The sequence below is a fragment of the Streptomyces sp. LN549 genome (genome assembly GCF_043203805.1).
Taxonomy (GTDB): domain Bacteria; phylum Actinomycetota; class Actinomycetes; order Streptomycetales; family Streptomycetaceae; genus Streptomyces.
The window spans coordinates 8,334,829-8,348,080 of record NZ_JAZHRI010000002.1 but is presented as its reverse complement, the minus strand read 5'-3'; the positions used below and the strand labels follow the sequence as shown (position 1 = coordinate 8,348,080).

Annotated in this window: 1 protein-coding gene; it reads right to left on the bottom strand. The window is 70.5% G+C overall.

Features of this window, described 5'->3' with window-relative positions:
• Positions 1-50 precede the first annotated feature (50 nt).
• Entirely contained in the window at positions 51-13,229 is a 13,179-nt protein-coding gene (locus SH922_RS37020) for a type I polyketide synthase (protein WP_393062913.1), read from the bottom strand.
• Between the last annotated feature and the right edge of the window lie 23 nt (positions 13,230-13,252).

Genomic DNA, 13,252 nt, shown 5'->3' with positions numbered 1-13,252 from the left:
ACGTCGAGGTGGACGTGGCCATGGGAACGACCCTTCGCGCTAGGAGGAGATCAGTCCCGCCGGGACGCGATCCGGACAAGGTCCGCGATGTCTATGGAGTCGATTTCGGCGGACGGATCCGCGTCGTCGGGTTCGGCGCCGGGTTCGGCGAGTTGCCGCAGGGTTTCGACGATTCCTGCGTCCCGGAGGCGGGCCACGGGGATTGAGTCGATCAGACCGCGGACGTAGGACTCGTCCGGGTCCGAGGTGGAGCCGTTCCCGGCGGGGACGTGCGATGCGGGGACGAGTTCCGATCGGAGGTGGTCCGCGAGTTTGGCGGGGCTGGGGAAGTCGAAGATCAGCGTGGCCGGGAGCGGCAGGCCGGTGACGGCCTTGAGGCGGTTGCGTAGCTCGACGGCCGTGAGCGAGTCGAACCCGGCTTCCTTGAAGGCGCGTTCGGCGTCGACCGCGGCGGAAGCGGTGTGGCCGAGCACTGCGGCTACTTCGCGTCGGACGAGTTCGAGCACCTTCTTGGCCTGCTCGCGCGGCGGCAGTGCGGCCAGGTCCGCGGTCTGCGTCGGACGCTGCCGCAGGTCCTCCGCGGCCGTATCCGCCGCGAGCAGCGCCCGTACGTCGGGCAGGTCCCGCAGCAGGGGGCTGTCCCGGTGCATGGTGAAGGCCGGGAAGAAGCGGGTCCAGTCCATGGCGGCGACGGTGAGGGACACTTCGCCGTCGGCGACGGCCTGCGGTACAGCGGCGACCGCGGGTTCGGGGGCCATGGTCAGGACGCCGCCGCGGTCCAGCTGCTGCCTCTTGTCGTCGGCGAGCATGCCACCGCTGCCCCACGAGCCCCAGGCGATGGTGGTGGCCGGGCGGCCGTCGGCGCGGCGCCGGTGTGCGAGCGCTTCGAGGTAGGCGTTGCCGGCCGCGTACGAAGCCTGCTCACCGCTGCCCCAGACGCCGGCGAGCGACGAGAAGAGCACGAAGGCATCGAGGTCCTCGTCCTGCATCTCGTGCAGCAGCTCGTCCAGGTGCAGGGCGCCGGCAGTCTTGGTATCGATGGCGGCGGCGAACGCGGCGGCCGTCGTCCCGTCGAGCGCCGTGTACTCCACGGTGCCTGCGGCGTGGATGACGGTACGGATCGGACCCGCGGTGTCATGGACCTCCCGGATCATCTCGGCCACCGCTTCCCGGTCGGCGACGTCGCAGGCCAGCAGGGTGACCTGGGCGCCGAGAGAGTTCAGTTCGGCGGCCAGTTCGGGCGCGCCGGGTGCCGCCGCGCCGCGTCGGCCGACCAGTGCCACGTGCTCCGCGCCGGCCTCGGCAGCCCAACGGGCCATCCGTGCGCCGATGGAGCCGGTACCACCGGTGATGAGTACGGTCCCGGTCGGTGTCCAGGCGCGGCTCTCCCTGTCGCGGCGCGGGGCGCGGACCAGGCGTCGGGCGTAGAGCGCGGCGTTCCGTACCGCCAGCTGGTCCTCCCCGCCCGCGGGTCCGGCCAGCACGCCGAGGAGAGTGCCGACGGCTCGTTCGGTAGGCCGGTCCGGCAGGTCGACCAAGCCGCCCCAGCGTTCGGGGTGCTCCAGGGCCGCAACCCGTCCCAGGCCCCATACCAGCGCGCCCGCCGGGCTGGTCAGCCGGTCCGTGGCTCCGACCGCGACGGATCCCCGGGTCGCACACCACAGCGGCGCCTCGACCCCGGCGTCGCCCAGCGCGCCGAGCAGGGTGACCGTCGAGGCGGTGCCCCGGGACACGGTCGGATGGCCGGGGAACGTCTCCTCGTCGAGGGCGAGCAGTGACAGAACACCGCTCACAGGATCGCCCGCGGCCGTTTCACCGAGTCGCTGCGCGAAGTCGGCGCGGTCGTACGGGTCCGGTCCGAAGGGGACGTACCGGACGTCGACGCCACGGTTGGCGAGTGCGGCGGACACGGCACCCGTCCAGGTGTCGTCCGGTCGGCCGGGGTCGGCCCCGAGCAGCAGCCAGACGCCGGCCGGGGAATCCGTGGTGGAGGCTTCGACGGGGACCCAGCTGGTGCGGTAGCGCCAACCGTCGAGGAGTTTCTGCAGGCGGCGGCCCTTGCGCCAGGAGGTGAGCGCGGGCAGTACGGTGTTCAGCTGGTCGGCCGACGGGCCCTCCTTCTCGGCGGCCAGAACGTCTGTCACCGCCTGGACGTCGCCGTCCTCGACGGCCTGCCAGAACTCCGACTCCGCCGGATCGGTGCCGTGAGTGTCCTGCTGGGGTGCGGTAGTGGTCGTCAGCCAGTAGTGCTGGTGCTGGAAGGGGTAGGTGGGGAGCGGGACGGTTCGGGCGCCGGTTCCGGAGAACAGGGGTTTCCAGTCGACGGGGACGCCGTGGACGTGGAGTTGGGCGGCCGAGAGGAGGAAGCGGTCGAGTCCGCCCTCGTCCCGGCGCAGGGAACCGGTGAACACCACATCGACACCCGCGGCCTCAGCGCTTTCCTGCACACCCACCGCGAGCACCGGATGCGGACTCGCCTCCACGAAGACGGTGTAGCCATCAGCCAACAGCGCGCGGGTCGCGTCCTCGAACCGCACCGTCTGCCGCAGATTCCGATACCAGTACGCCGCGTCGAGTGTGGTCGTGTCGACCACCCCACCCGTCACCGTCGAATAGAACGCAACACCACTCGACACCGGCACAACCGACGCCAGCACCCGCGACAACTCATCCTCGATGGCTTCCACATGTACCGAATGGGAGGCGTAATCCACCGGCAGACGCTTGGCCCGCACACCCCTGGCCGCCAAATCCGCCAGCAGTTCATCGAGCGCCTGCCCATCACCGGAGACAACCGTCGAGGACGGGCCGTTCACCACCGCAACGGACAACGCCGACCCCCACCGCCCCAACAACTCACCGACCTCCACAGCCGGCAAAGCCACCGACGCCATACCCCCAAGCCCCGACAACACCAAAATCGCCCGGCTCCGCAACACCACCACCCGAGCCGCATCCTCCAACGACAACGCACCCGCCACACACGCCGCCGCGATCTCACCCTGCGAATGACCCACCACAGCCGCCGGCACCACACCCACCGAAGCCCACAACGCCGACAACGACACCATCACCGCAAACAACACCGGCTGCACCACATCCACCCGCTCCAACAACGGAGCACCCTCCACACCCCGCACCACATCCAACAACGACCAACCCGTCAACGCATCCAACACCTCAGCACACTCCACCAACCGAGAAGCAAACACCGGCGACGACCCCAACAAACCCGCCGCCATCCCCACCCACTGCCCACCCTGACCAGGAAAAACAAACACCACCCGCCCAGGACCGGCGGCAACTCCCTGAACCACACCCGCCACCGACTCACCGGCCGCCAACGACGCCAGGCCAGCGGCCAATTCGACCGCGTCAGATCCCACGACCACCGCCCGGTGATCGAGCAGGGACCGCTGAGTGATCAGTGACAGCCCCATGTCCGCCGGGGAGGTCGGGGTATCCGACGAGGCGTCCAACTCGACCGCGGATAGGAGCTGTCGCGCCTGCGCCTGCAGCGCCGCCGCCGACTTGGCCGAGAGGATCCACGGGACGGTCACGGGAGACGTGCCCTCATCGTCCGGTCCTGGGGCGTCCACCGGATCGGCAGCCTGTTCGATGACGACGTGGGCGTTGGTCCCGCTGATCCCGAAGGACGACACCGCAGCCCTTCGCGGCCGGCCGGCCGCCGGCTCCGGCCAGGGCCGCCGCTCGGTGAGCAGACCGACAGCTCCGGAATCCCAGTCGACCTGCGGGGTGGGCTCGCTCACGTGGAGCGTCTTGGGCAGCACCCCGTGGCGGAGCGCCATCACCATCTTGATCACGCCGCCCACTCCGGCGGCGGCCTGCGTATGCCCGATGTTCGACTTCAACGACCCCAGCCACAACGGCCGGTCCGCGGAACGGTCCTGCCCGTACGTCGCAAGCACCGCCTGTGCCTCGATCGGATCGCCCAGCCGGGTCCCGGTGCCATGCGCCTCCACCACATCCACGTCACCTCCGGAGAGCCCGGCATTCGCCAACGCCGCCCGGATTACCCGCTGTTGCGAGGGACCGTTCGGCGCAGTCAGGCCGTTGGACGCGCCGTCCTGGTTGACCGCCGAGCCGCGTACGACCGCGAGCACCCGGTGGCCGTTACGGCGGGCGTCCGACAGCCGCTCCACCAGCAGCACCCCGACACCCTCTGCCCAGCCCGTACCGTCCGCGTCCGCCGAGAACGCCTTGCACCGGCCGTCCGCCGACAAACCCCGCTGGCGGCTGAACTCCACGAAGGTGCCCGGTGTCGACATCACCGTGACCCCGCCGGCCAACGCCATGGAGCACTCGCCGGACCGCAACGCCTGGGCCGCCAGGTGCAGGGCCACGAGGGAGGACGAGCAGGCGGTGTCGACCGTCAACGCCGGGCCTTCGAGGCCGAGGGTGTAGGCCACCCGGCCGGAGAGGACGCTGCCGGTGTTGCCGGTGAGCAGGACCCCTTCGAGGTGGTCCGGCATCTGCTCCAGCGGGGGCGCGTAGTCGTGGTACATCAGTCCGGCGAAGACGCCGACGCGCTGCCCGCGGAGGCTGTGCGGGTCGATGCCACCGTGTTCCACCGCTTCCCAGGAGGCCTCCATCAGCAGCCGCTGCTGCGGGTCCATCGCCAGGGCCTCCCGTGGCGAGATCCCGAAGAAGTCGGCGTCGAACCCTCCCGCACCGTGGAGGAAGCCGCCTTCGCGTGTGTAGCTCGTCCCGGCGCGTTCCGGGTCGGGGTCATAGAGCGCCTCGGCGTCCCAGCCGCGGTCGACGGGGAAGCCGGTGATGCCGTCGGTACCCTCGTCGACCAGCCGCCACAGATCGTCGGGGGACGTGACGCCGCCCGGGTAGCGGCAGGCCATTCCGACGATGGCGATGGGTTCGTCGACCGCGGAGGACGTGGCCGGAGCTGCCTGCGCGTCGCCGTTCGTCGTTCCGCTCACCTCGGCGTCGAGGTAGCCGACCAGTGCCGCGGGCGTGGGGTAGTCGAAGAGGAGGGTCGCGGGCAGCCGGAGCCCGGTCACGGTGTTCATCCGGTTGCGGAGCTCGACCGAGGCGAGCGAGTCGAAGCCGATGTCTTTGAACGGCCGCCCTGGCTCGATCCGGTACGAGGCCGGGTGACCGAGGACGACAGCGGTCTGCGCGCCGACCAGTTCGAGCAGGGCCTGCTGGCGGTCCTCCGCGGAGACCCCGGCGAGTTGCCGCTCCATGACCAACTGTGCGGCGCCGGTGGCGGTGGCCCGGCGGATCGGCGCCCGTACGAGACGACGCAGCAGTGCCGGGATGCCGTCCGCCTCGGCGTTGGCGCGTACGGCTTCCGCGTCCAGCCGCAGCGGGACGAGCAGGGCGCGGTCCTGATCGAGGGCGGTGTCGAACAGGGCCAGCCCCTCCGCCTCGCTCAGCGGTGCGATCCCGGCCCGGGCCATCCTGGCCAGGTCTGCGGTGTCGAGCCGTTCGGCCATGCCGCCGCTCTGGTCCCACAGCCCCCAGGCCAGCGCGTGCGCGGGCAGTCCGAGGTGGTGCCGGTGGGCGGCGAGAGCGTCGAGGAAGGTGTTGGCCGCGGCGTAGTTGCCCTGCCCCGCCGCGCCGAGCAACCCGGAGATGGAGGAGAAGAGTACGAAGGCGTCCAGTCGCAGGCCCCGGGTCAGCTCGTGCAGGTGCCAGGCCGCGTCGATCTTCGGCCTGAGCACATGCCGCAGCCGCTCGGAGGTCAGAGCGCCCAGCACGCCGTCGTCCAGTACGCCGGCCGCGTGCAGCACACCGGTCAGCGGCCGGTCGGCGGGAATCGACCCGAGCAGTTCGGCCACGGCGTCGCGGTCGGCGACATCGCAGGCGGCCATCGTCACATCCGCGCCGAGCGAGGCCAGTTCGGCGGCGAGCGTGTCGGCGCCGTCGGCTGCCTGGCCGCGCCGGCTGGTGAGCAGCAGGTTCCGTACCCCGTGCTCAGTGACCAGGTGCCGGGCCAGCAGTCGGCCGATGCGGCCGGTGCCGCCGGTCAGCAGTACGGTCCCGGCCGGGTCGAAGCGGGGCGATGTGATCGGGTCGGCGGCCACCGCAGGCACCTGGACGAGTCGTGGAACCCTCAGCATGTCGCTGCGCAGAGCCATTTGGGGTTCGCCGGAGGCGACGGCCGCCGGGAGCAGCCGGCAGGCGTCCGCGCCGGCATCGGGGTCGAGGTCGACGAGCACGAACCGGCCGGGGCTCTCGGTCTGCGCCGAGCGGATCAGGCCCCACAGGGGAGCTGCGGCAAGGTCGGGCACGGAGTCGTCGCCCGGTTCCGTACCTGCCCCGACGGCGCCGCTGGTGACGACCACAAGCCGGCTCGTGGCGAACTCTTCATCGGCCTGCCACCTCTGGGCCAGCTCCAGGAGCCGCCGGGTGGCCGCGTGCGCGACCTCGGGCAGGGCGTCCGGCCGCTGTTCCGGCTCGCCCGTGAAGGGGGCGACGACGACGACCGGCAGCGGCTCGCCCGCCGCGACGGCCGTGTGCAGCGCGTCCAGGTCCGGGTACGTCCCGATGCCGTCGAGACCGGCCAGTTCACCGGGCACCCGCTCGCCGAGGAACGCCCAGCGTTCCAGGGCGACCTCCTCGGGCACGGGCTGGTCGGCCCACTCCACCTTGTACAGCGACTTGTGGTGGCGTCCTCGTGCGTCGGCCGGCCGGCTGTCGGGCACCTCGCGCCAGACCAGACCGTCGACGGTGGCGACCGGCTGCCCGGCCGGGTCGGTGGCGGTCAGTGACACCGTGTCAGGGGCAGTCCGGATCAGCTGGACCCGCAGGGCGGAGGCTCCCCATGCGTGAATGTCCGCGCCCTGCCACGAGAACGGCAGGCGCACCGCGGGGTCGGTTCCGGTGTCGAGAAGGCCGCTGAGCACCATTGCGTGCAGGGCGGCGTCGAGCAGTGCCGGATGGAGTGCGTACGACGCTGCCGAGGGCTGCTGTTCGGCAGGCAGCTCCACTTCGGCGAAGACGTCGTCGCCGTTCCGCCAGACCGCTCGAAGCCCTTGGAATGCGGGCCCGTACACAAAACCGGCTTCGGCCAGCCGTTCGTACGCCGATGTGATGTCCAGCGGAACGGCACCGGCCGGCGGCCATTCCCCTTGCAGGGTGACAGGCCGGATGTCGGTACGGCTGGACAGCAGACGGCCGTTCGCGTGCAGTATCCACGGCTCGTCGCCGCCGGACTCGTCCCGGCTGCCGGGCCGCGAGTGGACTGCGATGTCGCGCCGGCCGCTGTCATCGGGCTCACCGACGATCACCTGGACCTGGACGTCGTCACTTTCCGGCAGTACGAGCGGCGCCGCCAGCGTCAGCTCCTCGACTCCGGCACCCCACCTCTCCCCCACCCACGAAGCGAGCTCGACGAACGCTGTCCCGGGCACCAGCACGGTGCCCAGCACCGCGTGATCGGCCAGCCATCCGTGCGTCCGCCGGGACAGCCGCCCCGACACCACCGCTCCGCCGCCGGCGAGTTCCACCACCGGACCGATCAGCGGATGCCCCAGCGGGCCGGGTTCGGCGTCGAGCCAGTAGCGGGTGCGCTGGAAAGCGTAGGTGGGGAGGTCGACGGTCCTGGCGCCGGTGTCGGTGAAGAGTGCGGACCAGTCGACGGACTGTCCCTGCACGAAGAGGGACGCGAGAGCGGACACAGCGGTACGGGGCTCGTCACGGCCGGACCGCAGCATGGGCACGCAACCGGGCACGAGAGCCGACAGCACCCCGTCCGGGCCCAGTTCGGTGAAAGCGGTGATTCCCTCGTCGTTCATGGCCTCGGCAACGTCCGCGAACCGGACGGGCTCACGGACATGCCGCACCCAGAACTCGGGATCACACAGCTCACCTGCGGTGGCGAGGCGGCCAGTGAGAGCGGAGATCACCGGAAGCGTGGGCTCATTGAACTCAACCGTATCCAGGACGGCCCGGAAGTCGTCCAGCATCGGGTCCATCAGAAGCGAGTGGAACGCATGACTGACCACCAGCCGCTTCGTCTTACGACCCCACCCCGCCACCGACTCGGACACCGCAACAACCGCAGCCTCCACACCCGAAACCACCACCGCCTCAGGCCCGTTCACAGCCGCAATACCCACACCCACCGAACCGTCCAGCAGCCCAAGCACCTCACCCTCCGACGCCTGCAGAGCCACCATCGCCCCACCCGACGGCAACACACCCATCAACCGACCCCGAGCAGCAACCACCCGCACCGCATCCGACAAAGACCACACACCCGCCACATACGCAGCAGCAAGCTCACCCACCGAATGCCCCGCCACCGCGCCAGGCACCACACCCCACGACTCCGCCAACGCGAACAGCGCCACCTCCACCGCGAACAACGCAGGCTGCGCCCACTCCGTACGATCCAACACCCCCACAGGACCCTCGAACATCACCCCACGCAACGACCCACCCAACAACTCATCAAACGCTCCACACACCTCATCCAACACACCAGCAAACACCGGAAACGCCTCATACAACCCCCGCCCCATCCCCACACGCTGCGCACCCTGACCCGTGAACAACACACCCACACCACCGACACCCGCCACACCCGTGGTGACGGAAGACGACACCTCACCACGAGCCAGCGCCGCCAGACCCTCAACCAGCCCATCCCGCCCACCACCCACCACAACCGCCCGGTGCTCGAACACCGAACGCGTCCCCACCAACGACGCACCCACATCCACCACCGACAACCCCGGATCACCCTCGACCCGCGCCAGCAACCGCCCGGCCTGCGCCCGCAAACCCTCCACCGAACGCCCCGACACCACCCACGGCACCGCACCGAAGCCGCCCTCCCGCTCGGGCTCCTGCGCGGGCGCCTCCTGCGATTCCTCCACAATCACGTGCGCATTCGTCCCGCTGATCCCGAACGACGAGATACCGGCCCGGCGGGGCCTTCCCCCGGCCTGTTCCCAGGGCCGCGCGTGCGTCAGCAGTCGCACGCCGCCCGAGGCCCAGTCCACCTGCGGGGTCGGCTCCGCCGCATGCAGGGTCGCCGGAAGCATCCTGTGCTGGAGCGCCATCACCATCTTGATCACGCCGCCCACTCCGGCGGCGGCCTGGGCGTGACCTATGTTCGACTTCAACGACCCCAACCACAGCGGGCGTTCGGCCGGGCGGTCCTGCCCGTACGTGGCCAGTAGCGCGTGCGCCTCGATGGGGTCACCGAGCCGGGTTCCGGTGCCGTGGGCCTCCACCGCGTCGACCTCGTCGGCGGAAAGTCGCGCACTGGCGAGGGCCTGCCGGATTACTCGCTGCTGGGACGGCCCGTTGGGTGCGGTCAGTCCGTTCGAGGCGCCGTCCTGGTTCACCGCCGAACCGCTCAGCACGGCCAGTACCCGGTGGCCGTTGCGGCGGGCGTCCGACAGCCGCTCGACCAACAGCATGCCGACGCCTTCCGCCCAGCCCGTTCCGTCCGCGTCCGCCGAGAACGCCTTGCAGCGGCCGTCCGCCGACAGCCCGCGCTGCCTGCTGAACTCCAGGAACATGCCGGGCGATGCCATGACCGTGACGCCGCCGGCAAGGGCCAGCGAGCACTCACCGGTGCGCAGGGCCTGCGCCGCCAGGTGCAGGGCAACCAGTGACGACGAGCACGCGGTGTCGACCGTCACTGCCGGGCCCTCAAGACCCAGGGAGTAGGCCACGCGGCCGGAGATCACGCTCGGGGTGCTCCCGGTGAGGAGGTACCCGGCGAAGCCCTCGGGGGCCTGGTGCGTGCGTGGTCCGTAGTCGTGGGTGGTGGCTCCGACGTAGACGCCGGTGCGGCTGTTGCGCAGCGAGTGCGGGTCGATGCCCGCCCGCTCCAGCGCCTCCCACGACGTCTCCAGCAGCAGCCGCTGCTGCGGGTCCATGCTCTGCGCTTCACGCGGCGAGATGCCGAAGAAGCCCGCGTCGAACTCCGCAGCCCCGTGGAGGAATCCACCCTCGCGGGCGTAGCTGGTGCCCCAGTGCTCGGGGTCGGGGTCGTACAGCCCATCGGTGTCCCAGCCGCGGTCGGCCGGGAAGGCGGTGATGGCGTCCTCTTCCTCGGACACCATCCGCCACAGCTCCTCGGGTGTGGTCACGCCGCCGGGGAATCGGCAGGCCATGCCCACGATGGCCAGTTGTGTGTCCTCGGTGGCGATCTTCTGCCGCACCGGGACCTCGAGCGCGTATGCAGCTCCGCTCGTGGACCCGGTCAGTTCGGCCAGGAGGTGATCTGACAGCTCGTTCGGTGTCGGATAGTCGAAGACCAATCCGGCGGGAAGGCCGAGGCCGGTGCCTGCCTTCAGTCCGTCGCAGAGTTCGACGGACATCAACGAGTCGAAGCCGAGCGCCTTGAAGGTCCTGTCCATCTCGACGGCCTGGGCGTCGATCCCGCCGAGCGTGGCCGCGGTCTGCTGACGCACCAGCTCGTTCACCGCCATGAGCTGCTGCGCGGAGCCCAGTTGGGACAGTTTCTGCCGCAGCCCGGGTTCGGCACCGTTCACCGCCTCGCCGTCCGTCGGCGGAGGCGCCGTCGGAAGGACGGTTGCCCGGTCCTGGTCGAGGTCGACCCAGTGCCGGCGCCGCTGGAAGGCATATGTGGGCAGGTCGACGGTCCGGCTCGCGGTGACATGGGCCGACCAGTCCACGCTGACGCCGAGGGTGTGCAGCCGGGCCAGGGCAGTGACCGCGGACAGCGGCTCGTCGCGTCCCCGCCGCAGGAACGGCACGGCGGCGGCTCCGGGGCACGACGTGCGGGCCATCGCGGTGAGTACGCCGTCCGGGCCGAGTTCGGCGAAGGTGGTCACGCCCCGCTCGGAGAGCGCGGCCAGAGCCTGGTGGAACCGGACGGGCTCACGGACGTGCCGCACCCAGTAGTCCGGATCCGACAGCTCGCCCGGTTCCGCGACCCGGCCAGTGAGAGCGGACACCACCGGAAGCGTGGGCTCATTGAACTCAACCGTATCCAGGACGGCCCGGAACTCATCCAGCATCGGGTCCATCAGAAGCGAGTGGAACGCATGACTGACCACCAGCCGCTTCGTCTTGCGACCCCACCCCGCCACCGACTCGGACACCGCAACAACCGCAGCCTCCACACCCGAAACCACCACCGCCTCAGGCCCGTTCACAGCCGCAATACCCACACCCACCGAACCGTCCAGCAGCCCAAGCACCTCACCCTCCGACGCCTGCAGAGCCACCATCGCCCCACCCGACGGCAACACACCCATCAACCGACCCCGAGCAGCAACCACCCGCACCGCATCCGACAAAGACCACACACCCGCCACATACGCAGCAGCAAGCTCACCGACCGAATGCCCCGCAACAAGCTCCGGACGCACACCCCACGACTCCGCCAGCGCGAACAGCGCCACCTCCACCGCGAACAACGCAGGCTGCGCCCACTCCGTACGATCCAACACCCCCACAGGACCCTCGAACATCACCTCACGCAACGACCCACCCAACAACTCATCAAACGCCCCACACACCTCATCCAACACACCAGCAAACACCGGAAACGCCTCGTACAACCCCCGCCCCATCCCCACACGCTGCGCACCCTGACCCGTGAACAACACACCCACACCACCGACACCCGCCACACCCGTGGTGACGGAAGACGACACCTCACCACGAGCCAGCGCCGCCAGACCCTCAACCAGCCCATCCCGCCCGTCACCCACCACAACCGCACGATGCTCGAACACCGAACGCGTCCCCACCAACGACGCACCCACATCCACCACCGACAACCCCAGGTCACCCTCGACCCGCGCCAGCAACCGCCCGGCCTGCGCCCGCAAACCCTCCACCGAACGCCCCGACACCACCCACGGCACCGCACCGAAGCCGCCCTCCCGCTCGGGCTCCTGCGCGGGCGCCTCCTGCGCCTCCTGCGCCTCCTCGACGATCACGTGCGCATTCGTCCCGCCCATCCCGAAGGAGCTGACCCCGGCGATCAGCGGCAGCTCCGGCCGTGCCCACCCCGCCGACTCGCTCTGCACTCGCAGGTTGAGCCGGTCCAGCGGGATGTCAGGGTTCGGGGTGGCGTAGTTGAGGCTGGCCGGAAGGAGGCGGTGCTTGAGGCACAGGACGGTCTTGATGAATCCGGCGATGCCGGCCGCCCCGCCCAGGTGGCCGATGTTCGTCTTGACCGAGCCGACCGCGAGCGGCTCGCCGGCGGGCCTGGCGGCGCCGAGGACCGCCCCGAGCGCGGCGGCCTCGACAGGGTCACCGACCTTCGTGCCGGTGCCGTGCAGTTCTACGTACTGGACGGCGTCCGGTCGGACGGCGGCCTGTTTGTAGGCGCGCCGCAACACCTCGGTCTGCGCCTGGACACTGGGGGTGGTGAGGGTGCGGCCGCCGCCGTCGTTGTTGGTCGCGCTGCCGCGAATGACGCAGTGGATACGGTCGCCGTCGGCGAGGGCCTGGTGCAGTGGCTTGAGGACGACCGTGCCGCCGCCCTCGCCCGGGACATAGCCGTTGGCGCGCGCGTCGAATGTGTGGCAGCGGCCGTCCGGGGACAGTCCGCCCCACTTCGCGGTGGTGACAGCGGTCTCGGGTATGAGGTTGAGGCTGACCCCGCCGGCGATGGCGATCCGGGACTCGCCCCGGCGCAGGCTCTCGCAGGCGAGGTGCAGGGCGACCAGTGAGGAGGACTGTGCGGTGTCGACGGTCATGCTGGGGCCGCGCAGGCCGAGGACGTACGAGAGCCGGTTGGCTACCAGGCCGCGCTGGCCGCCGGTCAGGGCGTGGTGGGTACCGACCGCGAGGGCGGCGTCGCGGGAGAGGTACTTGGCGTAGTCGTCGGTGTTGACGCCCACGAACACGCCGACGCCGCCGTCGGCCTGTCCGTGGGCGAGGTCGGCGGGGCGCAGGCGGGCGTCTTCGAGCGCTTCCCAGCCGAGTTCCAGCAGCAGGCGCTGCTGGGGGTCCATGAAATCCGCTTCGCGGGAGGAGATGCCGAAGAACTCCGGGTCGAAGTCGGCGACGTTATCGAGGAAGGCACCCCATTTGAGGCCCATGGCCCAGGTCTGGCCCGGTTCGGGCGCAGGCCAGCGCTCCTTCGGCACGCCGGTGACGGCGTGCTGCCCACCGCTCAGCAGTTCCCAGAACTGCTCGGGTCCATCAGCCTTCGGGAATCGGCAGGCAATCCCGATGACCGCGATCGCTTGGCCGTCGGCGGCGGCATTTCCCCGCTCGCCTTCGATGTTCTCGGCGTCACTCATCGAAACCCCCGGTCCGTGATGGA